Origin of the sequence: [Ruminococcus] lactaris ATCC 29176, assembly GCF_025152405.1 — a bacterium.
In the GTDB taxonomy this organism is placed as follows: domain Bacteria; phylum Bacillota; class Clostridia; order Lachnospirales; family Lachnospiraceae; genus Mediterraneibacter; species Mediterraneibacter lactaris.
Map to the genome: position 1 here is coordinate 2,072,971 of NZ_CP102292.1, position 20,253 is coordinate 2,093,223.

Consider the following 20,253-nt stretch of genomic DNA (forward strand, 5'->3'; position numbering starts at 1 on the left):
ACAATTATCTTCGGTCTTTCGCCACATTACGAAGCAGCAATGTAGCAACAACCATCAGCACCGCTGTCATCAGGATCAAGATTCCACTTGCAGTCCATACATGTCCCGCCGTTGCTTTGAAAAAGCTTTCTGCTTCATGCTCCAACATCGGAAAATCTGCCTGCATCCGCAAATCCAGCTTATTCAGTCTTGCAATACTTCCAAGTGCCTCCACTGACCAGCGGCTGACCGTACAATAAGAGATGATTTTTCCTGCACCTTTCAGTGTAAATAAAATTCCACTAAATAAAAGCTGCACGATCAGAACGAATGGAGCCGCTGCCATCGCTTTGTCTCCCGACTGAACTACAGATGAAATAATAAATCCCATGGCAACCGATGCAATTACAGTCAGCCATACCGTAAATAACATTTCCGGTCGGAAATCAGAGAAGAAAATTCCTTTTTTGCTATTTCCTACCAGGCTCAAAAATACTAATGTCAAAATAATTGACTGAATCAGTCCTAGTAATGCCTGCAGTACAAATTTTGACATCATATAACACGGTAGCTTCAAATTCGACATATATTCTCTTTTCAGAATTACACGTTCTTTGCATATTTCCTGAATCGAATTGAACATTCCAATCCAAATTCCTGAACAGCTCAATGCAAATAACATCGACTTTGTACTTTCGTAGATTTTAAATATATCTTTATCTGCTACGATCTTCAGTAAAATTGCGATCAGCAATGGCTGAATTAACAGCAATGCCAGTCTTTGCCGATCATTCCACAGAAGTTCTGCATATCTTCCGGTTAAAATACCAAATTGCCTGAAACCTGAAGTACCCTTATTTTTCTTTGCAATTTCCCTTGACTGGGTTTCATCCATACTGCCTCTTCGTCCGGAAATTTCTGACCGGTCACGTGACTGTTCAAATCTTCTCTGCCACAGTTCCGGGTTTTCTGCAATCATATTATAGATATTGACAAGATCATCTGTCTGATAAAATTTCTTTGCTTCTTCAACATTCCCACAAAAACAGAGCCTTCCTCCCGGTCCCATAAAGATGATTTTGTCGCAGAGATGAAGATTCTGCGTCGTATGCGTTACCATTACGATCGTCTTATTCTGTTCTTTTGACAATTTGCTCAACGTCATCATCAGATTTTTTTCTGTTCCCGGGTCGAGTCCTGATGTTGGTTCATCCAGGAAGAACAATTTGGGATCTGCCAGTAATTCAACAGCAATACTTGCTCTTTTTTTCTGTCCTCCCGAAAGTTTTCTGATATAGGTATTCTGATGCTCCTCTAAATCCACCATTTTCAACACTGCATGAATCCGCTGCTCCATCTCCTGTCTCTGCGTATCTTTTGGCATTTTTAATTTCGCAGTATATAAAAGCATTCTTTTCAATGTCAGATTTTCATAAATAATATCCTGCTGCGGCACAAATCCTATAATGCTTTTCAGTGAATGGAACTGTTCGATCAGGTTCACTCCATTACAGTAAACTGCTCCGGTAAATTCTTTGTCAAATCCACTGATTGCACTCATCAGAGTGGTCTTTCCGGCACCCGATCCTCCAATAATCGCAACAAACTCATTGGGTCTGATCTCACAATTTACGTTATTCAAAATTTTCTTCTTTTTCTTCCCGCGTCCTACAATCTTGTTGATATTTTTAGCGTATAAGGAAATACCTGAAGTTGCACTTCTATAGTAAATATAACCATTGGTATAGAACATCTGAAAATCCAGAATCTGTATTAGATCTTTGTCCTGTAATGCTGTCATTCCTCTGACCGGCTGGCCATTCACAAGCACTCCGTTCACACTATTTCTGTCATACAACATCATTTTGCCATTTTGTCTGCAAATAGTGCAATGTACTTTTGAAACTCCGGGACTGTGAAGTACGATCTGATTACTGCCGTCTCGTCCAATCGATATAGGCTGTAATCCAAACGCCTGCCTTTTCCACTTTTCGGTTTCTTCAGAATCCCTGTACAACAGCAATACCATCTGATCCGGCTGATGGATATTTCCAATTCTCAGCACACTCTTGTCCGACAGCTCTACATATCCGTCTTTCTTACTCAAAAGCCGGTTTTCTCCCATATTGGCAACAAACGTTCCATTACTGCTGTCCTGATCTTCATATGCAACAGAATCTTTTTTCATTAAAAACTTTCCCTGAACTTTGGATATGATCGGATCCGCAAGCACCACCTCACACTGTTCGGCATTTCGCCCCAATAACAGTTCTCTTTTTCCGATGCGATCCAGATCAATTTCTCTCATTTCACTGGTTGTATCAATAATTGTTAAAGTTCTTCTTGACATCTCGCATCTCCTTTCTGGTTCTTTTCAATGGTACCTGGCTCCTGATCAGTACTTCTTCCTTAAATCCGGCTTTCCTTATCGGAGGTATTTCGCATTCCCTCTCGTCCTTCCATCCTTCCAGATAATCTCTCATTTTCTTCTTTCGCCCCCCTTTGATTTTATTTCATATTTTTAAATAACCGCTCATTCCACTTCGGTGGTTTCTTCCCTTTGATCTTTTCCGGCATCGGTTCATACTTCGTTACGCTCCGATGCATCGGACTGTTTTTATGATGCCTGCCAAGATAGAGCAGGGCAATTCCTGTTCCGATCACCAATGCTCCCGCAAGTAACTGAGATACCGGTAATCCAATTTCCGGAAGAAGAAGCTGATCTGTGCGGAGTCCTTCGATCCAGACTCTTCCAAGACCATATCCGAACAGATACAATAGGAAAAGCTCTCCCTCATATTTTTTATGCTTTCTGTAAAGAACCAAAATGATCAGCAATACAGCACACCACAGGGACTCATATAAAAATGTCGGATGTACCTGGATATAGCTCACTCCATTGATCCGCTCCATATGCTCCCGCATCTTCTCCGTAATATCTCCTGATCTGACTGCATCCACCGGAAGACGCATGGCAAATAAGCGATCCGTGTACTCACCAAATGCTTCTCTATTAAAAAAGTTTCCCCAGCGTCCCAGCATCTGTCCGTTCAGCAATGCCATTGCAATCGTGTCAAAGATCTGAAACGGAGAAAGATGCTTCACTTTTGCAAGGACAAAAACAGAAATAACCGCTGCGATCACACCACCATAAATTGCAAGACCGCCTTCTCTGAGGTTAAAAATATCCAGCAGATCATCTTTATACATATCCCAGGAAAAAATCACATAATAGATTCTTGCTCCGGCAATCCCCGCAATTACCCCGATAATTCCCATATCGAGATAATCTTCCGGGTTCTGCCTGGTTCTTTTTGCTTCTGATGTAGCGATTGCAAATCCGATCAGAATCGCCATTCCTATAATAATTCCGTAGTATGCAATAGAAACTCCAAAAAGGTCCACACTCTTTCCTACATGATCTAACGTAATTCCCAAATGTGGAAAACTAATATCATAATGCATAACTCCATCCCCTTTCTTTCTGCCAACTAAAATAAAGATACCAGGGTCAAAAGGTCTGACACCACGTGTGCTCGCACACGAGTGGTAGAATGACCTTGTGACCCGCCCCAATATGAGCATAAAAGTGGGGCGTAAGCACCACTATATGCGAATGTTGGGTAGAATTGTGGGAGCACGTAGTGCGTAACAATCCGTAGGTATCATAGTCGGGGGCTTTTGACCCCGACATCAAATAAATAAGGCACCATATGCACTTTCTTCTTTCTTCTGCTGCAAATGGTGCCACTTCTGACATTCTCTGTCTAATTTTTATACATTAAATCTGAACAGCATGATATCGCCGTCCTGTACTACATAGTCTTTTCCTTCCAGACGGATCAGCCCTTTTTCTTTCGCTGCTGTATGAGAACCGCATGCAATCAGATCATCATAGCTTACAACTTCCGCACGGATAAATCCACGCTCAAAGTCTGTATGGATCTTTCCTGCTGCCTGAGGTGCTTTGGTGCCTCTTTTGATCGTCCATGCACGTACTTCCGGTTCACCGGCTGTCAGGTAACTGATCAGTCCAAGCAGATGATAACTTGCCTTGATCAGCTTTTCAAGACCGGACTCTTCCAGTCCGAGATCATCCAGGAACATTTTCTTCTCATCCTCATCTAACTGAGAGATCTCTTCCTCGATTTCTGCACATACAACGAACACTTCACAGTCCTCTTCTTTTGCATACTCCCGGACTGCCTGCACGCCTTCATTTGATGCTCCGTCATCTGCCAGGTCATCTTCTGAAACATTGGCAGCAAAAATAACCGGTTTTGCTGTCAGAAGGTTATATTCAGCAAGCCATGCCTGCTCGTCCTCATCATCTGTCGTAAAGCTTTTTGCCATCTTATTATCTTCCAGATGTGCTTTCAGACGCTGCAGAAGATCCAGTTCTTTGGCTGCTGTCTTATCATTTCTTGACAATTTCACCGTCTTCGCAATTCTTCTCTCAAGAACTTCGAGATCAGAGAAGATCAGTTCCAGATTGATCGTCTCAATATCTCGGAGCGGATCAATACTTCCATCTACATGGACGATATTTGTATTTTCAAAGCATCTTACTACATGAACGATTGCATCTACCTCCCGGATATTGGCAAGGAACTGATTTCCAAGGCCCTCTCCTTTTGATGCACCTTTTACAAGACCTGCGATATCTACAAACTCGATGGCTGCAGGGATGATCTTCTTTGTATGATACATCTCTCCCAGCACATCAAGACGCTTGTCCGGCACTGTTACAACTCCCACGTTCGGGTCGATCGTACAGAATGGATAATTGGCTGACTCTGCTCCTGCCTTTGTCAGCGAATTAAATAATGTACTTTTTCCTACATTTGGTAAACCCACGATACCAAGTTTCATCTTTCTATATTCCTCCTATAAATCCTTTGATTTCAAGGGATTCTCTTCCCATCCTGTTGAAATTTCTGAAATTCTCTTATTCTTTTTAGTTTTAGTATAGCAACTACTTCTTCTGTCAGAAGCCTCAATACAGTACCTTGTATTATACCACAGCCTGTTATCTTTGTGAATATTCAGTTTCATTTTTCAAAAACTTATATGAATTTATATGATGCCAGGTTCAAAAGGTCTAAGCCCACATGAGCTTGCTCATAGGTGGGTGAAAGACCTTAGAACCTGCCCCGATATGAGCATAAAAGTGGGATGATAATCCCACGATATGCGAATATTGGGTAGGATTGTGGGAGTGCGTAGCACGGAGCAATCCGTAGGCATCAAAGTCGGGGGCTTTTGCCCCCGACATCATTTATATAGAGTTATGGTCCTATGTCAAGATTTAGTACAAGTTAAAATGAGAAATTTCTACCCATTTTAACCTGCCAGAAGTTCCGCCTCCGTATGTGTTCTTTCATACACCCGCTCGAATTCATCCGGTGACATGTAGTCGCAATGACTGTGAATTCGTTTCGTGTTGTAAAAAGCTTCCAGATATTCGAAAATCAACCGGTATGCTTGCTTGTGATCGCGGATTTTAAAGCGATTGAGCCATTCACGCTTGATAATAGAATGAAAGGATTCAATGCATGCATTATCCCATGGAAATGCTTTCTTTGAATAACTACGTTTCATATGCTCTGTTGCTTTTATATATTCTTTTGCAACGTACTGGCTGCCACGATCAGAGTGAATAATAAGTGGCTGATCGATATTTCGGCGGGCTTTAGCTTTATTTATAGTATCAATCACACAGGATACCTCCAGTGTTTCTGAAAGTGTCCATGCAATGATTTTTCTGGAAAATAAATCCATAATGCTGGTCAGATAGACAAATCCATCTATCGTCCAGATATAGGTGATATCCGAACACCAGACAGCATTCGGACGGTCAGGATTAAACTGTTCATCAAGGATATTTTGTAATTCGGTGCTGAAATCAGAATCTTTTGTGGTAATTGTCCAAGGCTTGCTCCATTGAGCACGGATTCCCATTTGGTGCATATATGTACCAACGGTTCTTTCTGAAATAACTTCACCGGTTTTTCGCAGTTCTACAGTGATTTTTGGGGCACCGTAGTTCTGCCTGGAGTTTTCATAAATATCCTTTATCTTTGATTTTACAGCTTCACGACGTTTTTCCGTATTGGAAGGTATGTGGTGGAGCCATGCTTGATATCCTGAGCGTGAGACACCTAGAAGTTTCAACATTCCGGAGACGGAAACCCGGCGTCCAGCCTTTTTGGCAGCTTCCGTCTTCTCAGACACCTCGAGATAAATGGCTTCTGTCATTTTCCCAGAATGTTGATTGCTTTTTTTAATACATCAAGTGCATCTTTGGCATCACGCAATTCGCGTTTGAGCTGGGCGATTTCTTTTTGCTCATCGGATGCATAATTGCCAGATCCGCGAACAGGGATATCACCAGATTCCCGGAAATCCTTCAGCCACTTTGTTAATGTGCTGTATCCGATTCCGAGGTTTTCTGCACATCCACGTACTCCTAACTCTTTATGATCCTGGTAGTACTGGACTGCATCAAGTTTAAACTGTTTGTCATGTTGCTTTGCCATAATGAGATCCTCCTTCAGCATGTTTCTATTGTACCATGCTTATATATATTTGGAACTTCTCATTTTGACTTGTACTATTTATATTCTAGCACCATTATATTCAGACTGAAAATTAAAAATAGCACCTTCAGAAAGATCTGCTTCTTTCCGTTGGTGCTTTATTTATTACAGTCTTAAGTATTCACTTGGTAAAATTGCCTTCATATCTGATGTAGAATAATCCGACACATTTCTTGTAACAATATATTCCGCCCCATAACTCTTTGCACATTCCATTTGTAAGCAATCCTCAAAATCAGAAAATTCTTCATTCGCAAGACGATGAGAACTATGTTTTTCGCTGTCATGGAAAAGATTTCCGAGAGTGCTTTGAGCAATTTGAGAAAGCTACCATTTTTGACGGAATGACCATCTATGATGCGGAATCCGAAATAGAAGTTCTTTTTGGCTAAGGGAATGGCCACATCTCATGCAGTTTAAATAACCGTCTGCTGATCCAGCCACTTGCCGAACAACTCACGCTTGATCATAATTCTTTTAAAAAATGGCGAAGTGCTTATCGTAACACTTCGCCGAAAGCCTAACCGATTTGAGCTAAATGCTTGGTTAGGTCTGCTTTATTATTTTATGCAATTCCACTGCATTTATACACTTAAATGTTCTTTCCAATCCGCCGGAAGATTCATTGCTGCGAAACTGACCACATCACTATTATTTTGAATCAACTTATCGAAAGCATTTACAAATACTGTCCACTCTTCATCGGATGAACGCAGGTACTTCATCGCCAGTAAGATTTGATACAAGCCATTATGTGCTGGTGGCGGCGTAATTTTATCTGCATCCAGAATTTCCGGTGTCGTATGAATTGTACGATTATAAATTCTGGAATTATGAGCACACATATTACGCAATACTGAAACACCCTGTATCCATGAAGCAAGCATTTTCTGTGATGGTTTTACCAAATTTCCTTTTTTCGATCTATACTGATAATTTGACGCCAAGATAGAATATGAACTTCCGGTACCTGTTTTCAAATTCTTAATTATCTTCGATAATGTACCGAACGAAAGAACTTCAACGGCCGCCCATACAGGTACTTCTCCATCATGATTGTCAAAATTATGTTTGATGAACACATCATTAGAACGAGCAATTTCTGATGCTACAGTAGCCATATTCTGCCAATACCGTTTTTTCTCTTTAAAAATCGATGAATCTTGCAAAACAAGTGGTTCTCCGTGTATAAGCAATGCTTCCACCAATCGCACTCTCAAAGCAACCTCAATCTTAGAAATCATTGGAAAAACCAAAGCAGATAATTCCTGATCAAATTGATACAATTTTATAATATCTTCAAACTTTGTTCCCGAAACATACTTCTTTGCAGCATTATCATATAATTGAAACGAATAACCTCTCAAACGATAAAATCCAATTGACTTCAATGCCTTCTCTACATCTTCTTGAGATGTAATCTTCATTCCTGCATCCACATAAGATTGCACCTGCTGTTCTATTGTTAATATTTGTTTTGGATATTGATACATAAAACACCCCATAAATAAGAAAGTCCCACCGGGTTGCGCATGAAAAATCAGAGGCGTGGTGGGTTCTGTTAATGTTATTATACAGCTTTCAATGCCACTGTCAAGATTGTTTTTGTAAAAAGTTGCCTCGCCTCGACTAATCCCTGGTCTCCATCAGAATCACTTTTCCACATACAAAAGAAATCTTCACTTCATCTTCTGCAAATTCATTACTCACACACAGACTGTCCCCTGCAGAAAGCAGATGATTCTGCAGCGGGTATTTTGCTCCGCTGATACTGAAATCTTCTACAGGAAGTTCCAGTGGAAATACGGAAAAATATTTTCCAAAAGCTTCCGCTCTCGTCAGCGTGATCCCATGCTCTAAAATCCGGATCCGGTTATGACTGTCCAGGATCATTGCCTCTGAACCTGCTGCCAGTGCAATATTCAGGCACTGGATATTCGCCCAGAGATGATCGATCCGGTTTCCTGTTCCTCCAAGGATATAAATTTCCTTTCTTCTAAGTCCCAGGCATAACCGGAGTGCGATTTCTGTATCAGAAGCATCTTTTACAGGATTAAACTCCCGAATTGGTACATTTTCCTCTGTCCGGTAATATTCCACGATCTCTCTTGGGACGCTGTCGAAATCTCCGACAATATAATCCGGTTTGATCCCATTTTCGTATAAAAACTGAAGTCCTTTATCTACCCCGATAATAAACTCGGTCTCCTCTGACTGAAGAATCGGAAGTACAAATTCTTTTTCCAGGATTCCTCCGCTCACGATCACAGTTCTCTTACTCATGACTCTTTAATATCTCCATAAATTCTTCTGTATTTTTTCTGATGTCTCCCTTAAATATGCCTGAACCGGAAACCATAATATTTGCTCCTGCATCCAATACTTCCGCAACATTTGCATGGTAGATACCGCCATCCACTTCAATATCTGTCTTCAATCCCTTTTCATCCAGCATTTTTCTCAGTTCCCTGATACGATCCAGTGATTCCGGAATAAACGCCTGGCCTCCAAAGCCCGGCTCTACTGACATGACCAGGAACATATCAGCCTGATCCAGATACGGAACAAATGCCTCCACCGGAGTTTTTGGCTTAATCGAAATCCCCGCCTTCACACCTGCTGCATGGATCTTGTCGATCGTCGCCTGCAGATCTTCACATGCCTCTAAATGAACCGTGATGATATCCGCTCCTGCTTTTGCAAATTCTTCCACATAGCGGATCGGTTCTGTGATCATCAGATGTGCATCCAGTATCTGCGAAGTATATCCTTTGATACAGGAAAGTACCGGCATTCCAAAAGAAATACTTGGTACAAAAATCCCATCCATTACATCAAAATGAATATATTCTGCTCCTGCTGCCTCTGTCACTTTAAGCTGCTCTCCGAGGACTTTAAAATCCGCAGAAAGGATCGATGGTGCTAACACATTCTTCATTTCTAATACCTCTTCTTTTCTTTTAATTCACGATACATCTCTGTATAATCTTCATAGCGTATCTTATGGATTGCTCCGCTCTCTACTGCTTCTTTCACTGCACATCCCGGTTCATGAATGTGGTCGCAGCCGTTAAACCTGCATTTTCCTTCATACGGAGAAAATTCCGGAAAATAATATTTCAGTTCTTCTTTTTCAAAATCATTCACATAAAGGGAACTGAATCCCGGTGTATCCATAATATAGGAATCCGGACTGATCATGATCAGTTCGGAATGCCTCGTGGTATGCTTTCCTCTTGCAATTTTTCTGCTGATACTTCCGGTTTCCATCTGTACGCCTGACTGGAGCAGATTGATCAGAGAGGACTTTCCTACTCCTGACGGACCTGCGATGGAAGTCGTCTTTCCTTTCAGCATCTGCTTTAATTTTTCTATATTTTCTTCTTTCTTTGCACTGGTAAACAGCACCGGATAGCCACAGGACGCATAAACTTCCTCCAATTCTGCAATCTCAGGATGTTCTGCAAGATCGGTCTTATTAAAACACAAAATGACCGGAATCTCTTTCCGCTCCATCATAACCAGAAATCGATCCAGCAGATTGTAGTGCGGCTTTGGTTCCGTTACCGCAAATACGACCAGTGCCTGATCTATATTGGCCACTGCCGGACGGATCAGTTCATTTTTCCTCGGCAGGATTTTCGTTACATTTCCGATTTTTTCTTCTTCATCCAGGACTTCCAGCTCCACTTCATCTCCAACCAGTGGTTTAATGCCATTCTTCCTGAATGACCCCTTTGCTTTACATTCATAAAGACCGGATTCTACTACATTCACGTAGTAGAATCCGGCAATTCCTTTTATAATCTTTCCCTGCATATATTACTGCTCTCTGCTTTACTCTGTACCGTCTTCACCGGATGGATCCGATGGCTGTGGTCCTTTACTTACCATATACTGAATGGAAGTTCCCTCTTCCACCTGGGTTCCTGCACTGACAGACTGGTAAAATACCTGTCCTTTCGGATAATCATCACTGTAGTCTTCTCCAAGATATTCGGCTGTAAGACCTGCCTGCTGGAGCAACTTCTCTGCCGTCGTCTTATTAGAAGAAAGGATATTCGGTACTGTAGTCACTTTCAGCTTTGGTCCTTTACTTACCACATAGCTGACCGTTGCTCCTTTTGATACCTGCTTTCCGGATGCCGTTCCCTGTGAAATGACTATTCCCGCTGCTACAGAATCACTATATTCTTCACTGGCACTTCCCTGAAGTCCTGCCGCTGCAAGTGCTGACTCAGCTTCTGACTGGCTCTTTCCTTCAATGGACGGAACAGTTGCCGGCTGTGAACCAAGACTGACAACGATCGTAACTTCTGATCCTTCATCCACTTCTGTACCCTCATCCGGTTCTACTGAAATAACTTTTCCTTCTTCCACTGAATCACTGTACTGCGGATCTCCTTTTACAACAACAAGATTCGCTGCTTTGATGGCGGCCTCTGCATCCGATTCATCTTGTCCGATGACAGACGGAACTTTGGTACTCTTTGCCTCCTCACCGGTACTGAGAACAACTTCCACGGTACTATGCCGCTTCACCTTCTCCCCTTTCCCCGGTGACTGACTCATGATCTGATTCTTTTTATATTCATTCGATGGCTTTTTATCTACTACATCGATTCCAAGATCATACTTTTTCAGCTCTTTTGTAGCTTCTTCTACTGTCATGCCACGGACATCAGGCACTTTGACCTTCTCCGACTGAGTGACGGTCGCATTCCCCGAACCTTTAAAGATTCCGACTGCATTTCCGACAAGGAACAGGATCAGCAGTGCGATCACTACACCTGCCACAATCATCAGAATCCGCATGATCTTCTTTGTATCAGGATTTACATCCTTCTTTTTTCCTCTTCCTGAAGAACGGCGGTCACGTTCATCCTCGTCATCTTCATCGTCATAGTCATCATCATACTCGTCGTCTTCATCGTCGTAGTCATCATCATACTCGTCGTCTTCATCATCATAGTCTTCATCATACTCATCGTCCTCGTCATAACCACGCTCCCGCTGAAGACGTTCTACTTCTTCCGGTGACATAACAACAGTCCGGTCACTTCTCCGTCTGCCCCCAAGGACAACAAAATCGCCTTCCGGGTCAACCAGCGAGTGCTTCAGATCCTGTAACAGCTCATCGCAGCTCTGATATCGCATCGCCGGATTTTTCTGCGTACATTTCATAATGATACATTCCAGACTGTACGGGATATCCGGTACTTCTTCCGCCGGAGACTTGATTTCCTCCTGCAGGTGCTTCAACGCCACTGTCACAGTAGAATCCCCATCAAACGGAACATGACCGGTGATCATCTCATACATGGTAATGCCGGCAGAATAAAGATCACTCTTCTCATCGACAATTCCGCCTCTTGCCTGCTCCGGTGATGTATAGTGAACGGATCCCATTACACTGGTGCTGATCGTTTGCGTAGACGTAGTCGCCCGTGCAATACCGAAATCTGTTACCTTTACTTTTCCTTCTTTCGAAATAATAATATTCTGAGGCTTGATATCCCTGTGAATAATATGACAGTTATGTGCCGCCTGAATCCCCGTCACCATCTGAATTGCAATGCTGATGGTCTCCTTGGCTGAAAGCTTTCCTTTTTTCTCGATATAATCTTTCAGCGTAATTCCTTCAACCAGTTCCATGACCATATAATATAAGCCACGATCCTGTCCTACATCATAAACGTTCACCACATTCGGATGCATCAGTCCTGCAGCCGCCTGTGCTTCGCTCAAAAACTTCTTAATAAATGTCTCGTCCGAACGGTAATCGCTCTTGAGAACCTTAATCGCAACAAAACGGTTCAGCTTATGGTCTTTTCCTTTATATACATCTGCCATACCTCCGGAACCGATACGGCCGAGTATCTCGTACCGCTTTCCTAAGAAAACTCCTTCTTTAATCATATACTCACCTCATCTGCAAATGGTTCGATCAGAACGATTCCAATATTATCTGTACCGCCGTTCTCTTTGGCAGCATTCACAAGGTTCTGCCCTGCTTCTACAATGTCTCTTGCTCCCTGTACAATATGGAAAAGTTCTTCATCTTCCACCATATTGCTCAGACCGTCTGTACACATCAGTATAATATCTCCCCTTTTCAGACGATGCTCGTAAAAATCTACATCGACATCTGCTTTTGCCCCGATCGCCCTGGTAATAATATTCTTATCCGGGTGATGCTTTGCTTCTTCCGGTTTGATACCGCCCAGACGTACCATCTCTTCTACCAGTGAATGGTCTTTCGTCAACTGCTGTATTCCGTGATTGATCAGATAGAGACGACTGTCTCCCACATTCGCAAAATACATCATCTGATTCATGATCGTAGCTGCTACGACCGTTGTTCCCATCCCCTTGAGATGTTCGTCCTTCGATGCCTCCCGGATGATCTCCCGGTTTGCCGTCTTAATAGCATTTACAAGGACTCTCTCGATATCTTCGCCCTGGCTTTTCTCCAGCTCACGCTGCAATACTTCCACGGTATACTTGGAAGCATAGTCGCCTGCCTGATGTCCGCCCATTCCGTCTGCCACCACAAACAGATTCCGAAGGATACCAAGTGGTCTTCCTCCTTCAAAAACGTAATCCTGATTCACCTGTCGTACCATTCCGACATCCGTTATTGAAAATGTCCTCATACTTCTTCTCCTTCTGCCACATCCGCCTTTACATAGCTGCGTCTGAGCTGACCGCAGGCCCCATCAATATCAGAGCCCATTTCCCTTCTTATAGTAACATTTATTCCGCTTTTTTCAAGTTTATTTTTGAAATTCAGGGCATTTTTGCGGCTTGGGCGTACAAAATCACGCTCTCTTACCGGATTCACCGGGATCAGATTCAAATGACAGTTTCTCGGCTTTAAAAGTGCCGTCAGTTCCCTTGCATCTTCCTCTGTATCATTGACTCCATGTACCAGACTGTATTCAAAGGTCACTCTGCGTCCTGTCTCACGGAAATAGGTATCGCAGGCATCCAGCACTTCCGGGAGATGATATTTATTTGCTACCGGCATCAGCCTTTTTCTCTTTTCCTGCGTAGAACCATGCAGGGATAATGCAAGCGTGATCTGTAAATGTTCTTTTGCCAGTTCCAGGATTTTCGGAACGATCCCGCAGGTAGATACTGTCACATTTCTCTGACTGATATTCAAACCGTGTTCATCCGTAAGCAGATGTACAAAATTCAGGAAATTTTCGTAATTATCCAGTGGCTCTCCCGTTCCCATGACTACCACATTGGATACTCTTTCCTGCGTGATCTTCTGAATCTGATAGATCTGCCCCAGCATCTCCGAAGAAGACAGGTTTCTCTGCAGACCTCCGATCGTAGAAGCACAGAATGCACATCCCATCCGGCAGCCTGCCTGTGAAGAAATGCAGACGGAATTACCATGCTTATAACGCATCAGGACACTTTCGACTACATTTCCGTCATATAACTGGAATAAGAATTTATTCGTCCCGTCAATCTGCGAGATCTGACGCTCCAGCATTTTCACCGGAAGGATCACATACTCCTCTTTCAGCTTTTCCCGTAACGCTTTTGACAGATTCGTCATCTCATCAAAATCATCTGCCAGCTTTACATGAAGCCATTCATAAACCTGCTTTGCACGGAATGGTTTTTCCCCCAGTGCCTCCATCTCTTCTTTTAATCTGTCGTATCCATAAGCCCGGATATCCTTCTTCATATCAGTTCTCCCCGTTCTTTTTTAACCTTGCTATAAAAAATCCATCACTGCAATGTATACCCGGAAGTAACTGGATGCATCCTTCCTCTTCTACCGACTCTGCCAGTTGCGGGCAAAGCTTCTCTCTGATACTGTTCAGAGAAAACTGCGGGTACTTTTTCAAAAACCAGTGTACATTCTCCTCATTTTCCATGGGGTCGATGGTACAGGTACTATATAATAATGTACCTCCTTTTTTTACCATTGCCTGTGCATTTTCAAGAATCTTTCTCTGCAGTCCAGCCAGTTCTTTCAGGTCTTCCTCTTTCACCCGGTATTTCAGATCCGGTTTCTTTCCAAAGACTCCCAGCCCGGAACAGGGCAGATCTGCAAGGACAATATCTGCTTTTTCTTTCCATGCTTCATCCGGTACGGTTGCATCCCTGCAGACCGCATGAATATTTTCAAGTTCCATCCTGGCAATATTTTCTTCAATGAGTCCTACTTTATATTCCGTCAGATCCCTGGCTTCTACTTCGCCTTTTTTCGCTTCATTTCGGTCAGTTATCCACAGTTTCTCCGCAATATGTAAGGATTTTCCACCCGGAGCAGCACAGATATCCACAATTTTATTCCCTGCTTCCGGGGCTGCCAGCTCTGCCACCAGCATAGAACTTACATCCTGCACAGTAAACCAGCCTTTCCAGAAGCAGTCCAGGCTTTCAAGATAATCATATCCGCTGATGAAAAAGGCGTACGGCAGATAAGGATGCTCCTGCACAGTTACCCCTTCCTGTTCCAGTTCCTTTTTCAGTTGCTCCGGAGTTACTTTATTCTGACAGCACCGGATCGTGACCGGCCTTTCTTTCAGGAAATCGGCTGCCATGGTACGGGTGACTTCCTCCCCATAACTTTTTTCCCACAGCCTGAGAATCCATGTCGGAATAGAATATTGGATTGAAAGTGCCTCAATTCCTTCCTGCGGATAGTCCAATGTATCCAGTCCTCTTGCCACACTCCGCAGCACTCCGTTCACATACCCCTTTAATCCTGAAAAGCCTTTTCTTACTGCCAGTTTGACTGCCTCGCTGCACACCGCATGATCCGGTACGCTGTCCATATATTTTAACTGGTAAACTCCGCTTCTTAAGATATTGCGGATCACCGGTTTCATCTTCTTCACTTTTACTTTCGAGAACTGATCCAGAATATAATCGATCTCAATCAGATGCTCCAGCGTTCCCTCGGTCACCCTGGTAATAAACGCACGCTCTTTCTTCTCAAGGTATTGATATTTCGACAGTACCTCTCCGAGAATTTTATGGCTGTATGCTCCATTTTCTGTTATTTCCATCAATACTGCGAGAACGATTTCCCGCTCATTGACCTGTCTGCCCATCTTTTTCCTCCAGCATTTCTGTTCTGCACTTTAATCGTCTCTGCGTCCTCTTGTAAGGATCAGAAGACGTAATAACTGTAAAATCTGTGCCGCTGCACTTGCCACATACGTCAGTGCCGCTGCTCCCAGTACTTTCTTCACACCGCTGATCTCTTCAGGATGCAACATTCCTGCCGTCTCCAGAACATTTACTGCCCGGTGTGACGCATTGAACTCTACCGGTAAAGTCACAATCTGAAAAAGGACTGCCAGTGAGAACAACAGGATTCCCAGATTGATCAGCATTGCGGACATCTGCCCGTTGAACATCAGTCCAATAATGATCAATGGCCACGAGATCATAGAACCAAAATTTGCCGCCGGCACTAAAGCAGAACGGACAGAAAGCGGTGCATACCCTACCTGATGCTGCACTGCATGACCACATTCATGTGCTGCGACACCGATTGCTGCAACGGAAGTCGAATGATAAACCGGATCTGATAATGCCAGTGTCTTGTTCGTTGGATTATAATGATCTGTCAGATTTCCTGAAATATGGATGATCTGTACATCATAAATGCCGTTCCGATGCAAAATCTTTTCTGCCGCATCCCTTCCCGTCATGCCTGAATAACTGCGTACATTAGAATATCTTGCAAACGTGCTTTTTACTTTTGCCGATGCCAAAAGGCTTAATACCACACCGATCAGTACTAATATATAAGTCCAGTCATAATAATAGTAGAACATCTTCTCTGCCTCCTGAATTTAAATTCTGTCCATTTTCCTGCTCTATGCTTCTGTTGTAAATACAGTTCCCGGCTTCAGGCTATATCCTCTTAAAAATGCATCCGCATCCATCCGCTTTTTCCCCGGAATCTGAAGCTGCAGCACCTTCAGTCGTCCTTCACCTGTCTGTACTGTAAAGCTGTCTTTTTCCACTGCAACGACAGTTCCTGCCACTGTCTGTGATTCTCCCTGAAACTTTTCTGTCTCTGTTCCGCCTGCCTGCACACCCGCTCCCGGCTCTGCTTTCGCTTTCCAGATCTTCATCACCTTTCCGTCCCAGTGAGTATAGGCACTTGGCCAGGAATTTAAACCACGAACCAGCCGTTCGATCTCAACGGCAGATCTGCTCCAGTCGATATTTCCAAGCTTTTTATCCAACATCCGTGCATAAGCGGTGGGACTTTCTCCCTGCTTTTCAAAGGTTGCTGTATGTGTTTCCACTGCTTTCAGCGTCTCCACGCATAATGCCGCACCTGCAGCTGCCAGTTTATCATGCAGTGACTCACCGGTCTCGTCCGGTGTGATCTCAACTTCCGTCTTCTGGATCATATCTCCTGTATCCAGTCCTTCATCCATCTGCATGGTCGTTACTCCGGTCACACTTTCTCCGTTGATGATCGCCCACTGGATCGGTGCTGCACCACGGTACTTTGGAAGAAGTGAGGCATGCACATTGATGCACCCATATGGTGTCATTTCCAGAATTGACTTTGGAAGGATCTGTCCAAATGCAATCACAACCATAACATCTGCCTGATATTTTCTTAATTCTTCCACACACTCAGGATCCCTGATCTTCTTCGGCTGATACACCGGGATTCCATGCTTCATTGCCGCTGCTTTCACCGGTGTGGGCTGCATTTCTTTGCCTCTCCCCTTCGGCTTGTCCGGCTGCGTTACCACCAGACACACTTCATGTCCTGCTTCGATCAGTGCCTCCAGCGTTCCCACTGAAAAATCCGGCGTTCCCATAAAGATAATCTTCATCATGATCCTCCCTTTTTTTATTCTTCTCTGCAATGTCTGTATTTCAGAGATTTTCAGTCTTCCGGTTCCTCCACCGGTTCTACATCATGCAGTCCGTCTTCCACCTTATCCACATAAAGATGCCCTGAAAGATGATCGATCTCATGGCAGAATGCTCTTGCAAGAAGTCCTTCTCCCTCGATTTCAAATTCTTCCATCTCTTCATTCAATGCCCGCACTTTCACATAATTCGGACGTGTCACAATGCCCCATTTTCCCGGAACACTCAGGCATCCTTCTTCTCCGGTCTGCTCACCGGAAGTCTCGATGATCTCCGGGTTGATCAGTACGATCGGTCCCTCGCCTACATCGATCACCACGATCTGCTTGAGGATTCCTACCTGTGGTGCTGCCAGACCGACTCCCATCTTTTCATACATCGTATCCAGCATATCACCAATCAGAATCTTTGTCCTGATGGTCATTTTCTTTACTTCTTTACATTGCTTTCCGAGAATTTCATCCCCGATTTTTCTTACTTCTCTGATTGCCATAACCTTCTCCTTCTTAATCTTACCTTAATTTCTCTTTTATTCTCACAGGTTCATCGGATTAAAATCGAACTGGATCCTCAGCTTTGCAAAGCCTGAATTGATCTCAATATACTGCTCCATCAGATCTTTTACCCGGATCAGCGTTCTGTATTCCGGTGCTTTAATATAGATTACCCGGCGGTAAATATCTTTAATCTTATCTACTCCCGGACTTGCCGGACCGATCACTTCCAGTGGTGCTTTTCCTTTGATCCTTAAGACATATTCTTTCAAATATTTACACCCAGTCTCCAGAAGCCGTTCATCTTCTCCTGCTGCCAGCACAGCCATCAGTTCTTCTGCCGGAGGATACCCCAGCAGCTCCCTGTACCGGATCTCCTGCTCATAAAAAGCTTTATAATCCTGTGCCGCAGCAGCTTTGATTGCATAATGCTCCGGGGAATAAGTCTGAATGACCACTTCTCCCTCCCGCATCCCTCTTCCGGCACGTCCTGCTGCCTGCGTCAGCAACTGAAAGGTTCGTTCCCCTGAACGGTAATCATCGGTATACAATGACATATCTGCTGCCAGCACCCCCACCAGCGTCACATTCGGGAAATCATGTCCCTTTACGATCATCTGCGTTCCTACCAGCACATCCGCCTCTTCATTGGCAAATGCTGAAAGAATTTTTGTATGTGCATCTTTCTTTTTCGTCGTATCCATATCCATCCGCAGGACTTTTGCCTGTGGGAAACGTCGTCTCACCATCTCCTCGATCTGCTGCGTTCCGGCTTTAAATTCTCCGATAAAACCGGACCCGCACTCCGGGCAGACCCGAATCTTCGGCTGCTCATATCCACAGTAATGGCAGACCATTTTCCCTCCTTTATGAACGGAAAGGGATACATTGCAGTGTGGACACTGGATCACATGTCCACATTCCCTGCAGGACACAAATCCCGAATATCCACGCCGGTTCAAAAACAGTATGATCTGCTCTCCCCGCTCCAGCCGCTCTTCCATCAGACTTTGCAGCTTTCCGCTCAGGATCGTATGATTCCCGTTCTTCAGTTCTTCCCGCATATCTACAGTATACACCTTTGCCATCTGCTGCATTCTGGAACGATGCCGCATTTCATACAGAACATACTCACCCTTCCTCGCCCGGTACATCGACTCCATCGAGGGCGTCGCACTTCCAAGGACAACGCTTGCATCCTCTTCTTTTGCTCTCTGGATCGCAGTTTCCCGTGCATGATACCTGGGAATCTGCTCACTTTTGTAAGTCGGCTCATGTTCCTCGTCGATCACCACCAGTCCAAGATTCGGAAATGGTGTAAACAGGGCAGAGCGGGGACCGATCATCACATCGATCTCTCCCCGCTTTGCACGCATCATCTGATCATAACGTTCCCCCGCAGAAAGCCTGGAATTCATAATTGAAACCCGGTCTCCGAACTTCCTGTAAAACCGCATGACAGTCTGATACGTCAGTGCGATCTCCGGGATCAGAACGATCGCCTGTCTGCCATGTTCCACAACCGTATGGATCATTTCCATATAAACTTCCGTCTTGCCGCTCCCTGTCACTCCATGGATGAGATAGGTCTTTCGCTTTCCCGCCAGATAATCCTCACGGAATCCCCGGATTACCTGCTCCTGTTCTGAAGTAAAGGTGATGGTCCGCTCCTGCTGCGTTCCCTGCTGCACCGGATTACGGTAGATCTGCTCGGATTCGAGCTTCAGTACTCCCTGATCTTCTAACGCACGGATCACCGGCAGGGTAATATTCAGCTTTCCGGTCACCAGTTCATAATCTAAAAGCCGGTCTGCAAGCAGTGCTTCCAGCAGTCTTGCCCGTGCCTTCTGGTTCTTTTTTCTATAAAATGCAAGCTTTTCTTCTCCCTCTTTTTCCGAAAGGAGAAGCCGTAAATGCTTCTTTACCTTTGCATTCTCTTTCTGCCTGATCGGCAGAACGGTCTTGAGCGACTGGATCATTGTCCCGCCATAATGCTCTTTCATCCATGCTGCAAGAGCAATCAGCCTGGTCTCAATCTCCATTCCCTTTTCAGAAATAGACAGGATGGATTTCACTTTGGAAAGGTCGTATTCGCATTTTTCCGAAAAACCTGTCACGTATCCTTTGATCTGCCGGTTTCCTTTTCCGAATGGCACAACCACTTCCATTCCCGGTTGAAGTCTTGACTCCAGTTCTTCCGGGATGCGGTACTGAAAGATCTTATCCAGTTTTTCATGTTGAATATCTACTATTACATCTGCAAACACGCTTTTCCTGCCACACTTCCTGCTTATTTT

At 44.0% G+C, this 20,253-nt stretch carries 20 protein-coding genes; all 20 read right to left on the bottom strand.

Annotated features, from left to right (window positions below; all coding sequences use genetic code 11):
- Window positions 1–4: 4 nt before the first annotated feature.
- The gene (locus tag NQ541_RS09725) at window positions 5–2,329 is read right to left on the bottom strand and encodes an ATP-binding cassette domain-containing protein (protein ID WP_044940709.1); all 2,325 of its coding nucleotides are present in this window, start codon (window positions 2,327–2,329) and stop codon (window positions 5–7) included.
- Entirely contained in the window at window positions 2,301–2,462 is a 162-nt protein-coding gene (locus tag NQ541_RS09730) for a hypothetical protein (protein WP_005611163.1), read from the bottom strand. The genes NQ541_RS09725 and NQ541_RS09730 overlap by 29 nt, the downstream gene beginning before the upstream one ends.
- A 25-nt stretch (window positions 2,463–2,487) precedes the next feature.
- Window positions 2,488–3,444, bottom strand: a complete 957-nt coding sequence (gene lgt, locus NQ541_RS09735; protein ID WP_023921008.1) for a prolipoprotein diacylglyceryl transferase — start codon at window positions 3,442–3,444, stop codon at window positions 2,488–2,490.
- A gap of 46 nt (window positions 3,445–3,490) precedes the next feature.
- Window positions 3,491–3,673: a hypothetical protein gene (locus tag NQ541_RS13235; RefSeq protein ID WP_081442962.1), complete on the bottom strand. Its 183-nt coding sequence runs from the start codon at window positions 3,671–3,673 to the stop codon at window positions 3,491–3,493.
- Window positions 3,674–3,753: 80 nt separating this feature from the next.
- Window positions 3,754–4,851, bottom strand: coding sequence for a redox-regulated ATPase YchF (ychF, locus tag NQ541_RS09745; protein ID WP_005611158.1), 1,098 nt, complete (start codon window positions 4,849–4,851; stop codon window positions 3,754–3,756).
- A 471-nt stretch (window positions 4,852–5,322) separates the two neighbouring features.
- Window positions 5,323–6,237, bottom strand: a complete 915-nt coding sequence (locus NQ541_RS09750) for an IS3 family transposase (protein WP_005610668.1) — start codon at window positions 6,235–6,237, stop codon at window positions 5,323–5,325.
- Window positions 6,234–6,518 (bottom strand): transposase, encoded by a 285-nt coding sequence (locus NQ541_RS09755; protein ID WP_023920455.1) that lies wholly within the window; start codon window positions 6,516–6,518, stop codon window positions 6,234–6,236. Before NQ541_RS09755 ends, NQ541_RS09750 begins: the two co-directional genes overlap by 4 nt.
- 165 nt (window positions 6,519–6,683) lie before the next feature.
- On the bottom strand, window positions 6,684–6,794 hold the full coding sequence (locus tag NQ541_RS13345; RefSeq protein WP_023921005.1) for a hypothetical protein: 111 nt from the start codon (window positions 6,792–6,794) through the stop codon (window positions 6,684–6,686).
- 368 nt (window positions 6,795–7,162) lie between these two features.
- A complete protein-coding gene (locus tag NQ541_RS09760) occupies window positions 7,163–8,071 on the bottom strand; it encodes an Abi family protein (RefSeq protein ID WP_005610671.1) in 909 nt (302 codons plus the stop codon).
- A gap of 136 nt (window positions 8,072–8,207) precedes the next feature.
- Window positions 8,208–8,861, bottom strand: a complete 654-nt coding sequence (locus NQ541_RS09765; RefSeq protein ID WP_005610672.1) for a thiamine diphosphokinase — start codon at window positions 8,859–8,861, stop codon at window positions 8,208–8,210.
- Window positions 8,854–9,516, bottom strand: a complete 663-nt coding sequence (gene rpe, locus NQ541_RS09770; RefSeq protein ID WP_005610673.1) for a ribulose-phosphate 3-epimerase — start codon at window positions 9,514–9,516, stop codon at window positions 8,854–8,856. Before rpe ends, NQ541_RS09765 begins: the two co-directional genes overlap by 8 nt.
- 2 nt (window positions 9,517–9,518) lie before the next feature.
- A complete protein-coding gene (gene rsgA / locus NQ541_RS09775; RefSeq protein WP_005610674.1) occupies window positions 9,519–10,397 on the bottom strand; it encodes a ribosome small subunit-dependent GTPase A in 879 nt (292 codons plus the stop codon).
- Between the two features lie 18 nt (window positions 10,398–10,415).
- Window positions 10,416–12,497, bottom strand: coding sequence for a Stk1 family PASTA domain-containing Ser/Thr kinase (gene pknB / locus NQ541_RS09780; protein WP_005610676.1), 2,082 nt, complete (start codon window positions 12,495–12,497; stop codon window positions 10,416–10,418).
- Window positions 12,494–13,234, bottom strand: coding sequence for a Stp1/IreP family PP2C-type Ser/Thr phosphatase (locus NQ541_RS09785; RefSeq protein WP_005610677.1), 741 nt, complete (start codon window positions 13,232–13,234; stop codon window positions 12,494–12,496). The genes pknB and NQ541_RS09785 overlap by 4 nt, the downstream gene beginning before the upstream one ends.
- Entirely contained in the window at window positions 13,231–14,286 is a 1,056-nt protein-coding gene (rlmN, locus tag NQ541_RS09790) for a dual-specificity RNA methyltransferase RlmN (RefSeq protein ID WP_005610679.1), read from the bottom strand. Before rlmN ends, NQ541_RS09785 begins: the two co-directional genes overlap by 4 nt.
- A gap of 1 nt (window position 14,287) precedes the next feature.
- Window positions 14,288–15,664, bottom strand: coding sequence for a 16S rRNA (cytosine(967)-C(5))-methyltransferase RsmB (rsmB, locus tag NQ541_RS09795; RefSeq protein WP_005610681.1), 1,377 nt, complete (start codon window positions 15,662–15,664; stop codon window positions 14,288–14,290).
- 30 nt (window positions 15,665–15,694) lie between these two features.
- Window positions 15,695–16,396, bottom strand: coding sequence for a zinc metallopeptidase (locus NQ541_RS09800; protein ID WP_005610683.1), 702 nt, complete (start codon window positions 16,394–16,396; stop codon window positions 15,695–15,697).
- 42 nt (window positions 16,397–16,438) lie between these two features.
- Window positions 16,439–17,422 carry a methionyl-tRNA formyltransferase gene (gene fmt / locus NQ541_RS09805; protein ID WP_023920997.1) on the bottom strand — a complete coding sequence of 328 codons (984 nt, stop codon included), beginning with the start codon at window positions 17,420–17,422 and terminating at the stop codon, window positions 16,439–16,441.
- Window positions 17,423–17,475: 53 nt separating this feature from the next.
- On the bottom strand, window positions 17,476–17,955 hold the full coding sequence (def, locus tag NQ541_RS09810; RefSeq protein WP_005610689.1) for a peptide deformylase: 480 nt from the start codon (window positions 17,953–17,955) through the stop codon (window positions 17,476–17,478).
- A 42-nt stretch (window positions 17,956–17,997) separates the two neighbouring features.
- The gene (gene priA / locus NQ541_RS09815; protein WP_005610692.1) at window positions 17,998–20,223 is read right to left on the bottom strand and encodes a replication restart helicase PriA; all 2,226 of its coding nucleotides are present in this window, start codon (window positions 20,221–20,223) and stop codon (window positions 17,998–18,000) included.
- Between the last annotated feature and the right edge of the window lie 30 nt (window positions 20,224–20,253).

Bases quoted from the DNA above. Each gene is read 5' to 3' on its own strand.
- def (WP_005610689.1), bottom strand. From the start codon at position 17,955: ATGGCAATCAGAGAAGTAAGAAAAATCGGGGATGAAATTCTCGGAAAG.
- ychF (WP_005611158.1), bottom strand. From the start codon at position 4,851: ATGAAACTTGGTATCGTGGGTTTACCAAATGTAGGAAAAAGTACATTA.
- fmt (WP_023920997.1), bottom strand. From the start codon at position 17,422: ATGAAGATTATCTTTATGGGAACGCCGGATTTTTCAGTGGGAACGCTG.
- rsmB (WP_005610681.1), bottom strand. From the start codon at position 15,664: ATGGGCAGACAGGTCAATGAGCGGGAAATCGTTCTCGCAGTATTGATG.
- NQ541_RS09730 (WP_005611163.1), bottom strand. From the start codon at position 2,462: ATGAGAGATTATCTGGAAGGATGGAAGGACGAGAGGGAATGCGAAATA.
- rlmN (WP_005610679.1), bottom strand. From the start codon at position 14,286: ATGAAGAAGGATATCCGGGCTTATGGATACGACAGATTAAAAGAAGAG.
- NQ541_RS13235 (WP_081442962.1), bottom strand. From the start codon at position 3,673: ATGTCGGGGTCAAAAGCCCCCGACTATGATACCTACGGATTGTTACGC.
- NQ541_RS09750 (WP_005610668.1), bottom strand. From the start codon at position 6,237: ATGACAGAAGCCATTTATCTCGAGGTGTCTGAGAAGACGGAAGCTGCC.
- NQ541_RS09785 (WP_005610677.1), bottom strand. From the start codon at position 13,234: ATGAGGACATTTTCAATAACGGATGTCGGAATGGTACGACAGGTGAAT.
- lgt (WP_023921008.1), bottom strand. From the start codon at position 3,444: ATGCATTATGATATTAGTTTTCCACATTTGGGAATTACGTTAGATCAT.
- NQ541_RS09725 (WP_044940709.1), bottom strand. From the start codon at position 2,329: ATGTCAAGAAGAACTTTAACAATTATTGATACAACCAGTGAAATGAGA.
- NQ541_RS09755 (WP_023920455.1), bottom strand. From the start codon at position 6,518: ATGGCAAAGCAACATGACAAACAGTTTAAACTTGATGCAGTCCAGTAC.
- pknB (WP_005610676.1), bottom strand. From the start codon at position 12,497: ATGATTAAAGAAGGAGTTTTCTTAGGAAAGCGGTACGAGATACTCGGC.
- NQ541_RS09800 (WP_005610683.1), bottom strand. From the start codon at position 16,396: ATGTTCTACTATTATTATGACTGGACTTATATATTAGTACTGATCGGT.
- rpe (WP_005610673.1), bottom strand. From the start codon at position 9,516: ATGAAGAATGTGTTAGCACCATCGATCCTTTCTGCGGATTTTAAAGTC.
- rsgA (WP_005610674.1), bottom strand. From the start codon at position 10,397: ATGCAGGGAAAGATTATAAAAGGAATTGCCGGATTCTACTACGTGAAT.
- NQ541_RS09765 (WP_005610672.1), bottom strand. From the start codon at position 8,861: ATGAGTAAGAGAACTGTGATCGTGAGCGGAGGAATCCTGGAAAAAGAA.
- NQ541_RS09760 (WP_005610671.1), bottom strand. From the start codon at position 8,071: ATGTATCAATATCCAAAACAAATATTAACAATAGAACAGCAGGTGCAA.
- NQ541_RS13345 (WP_023921005.1), bottom strand. From the start codon at position 6,794: ATGGAATGTGCAAAGAGTTATGGGGCGGAATATATTGTTACAAGAAAT.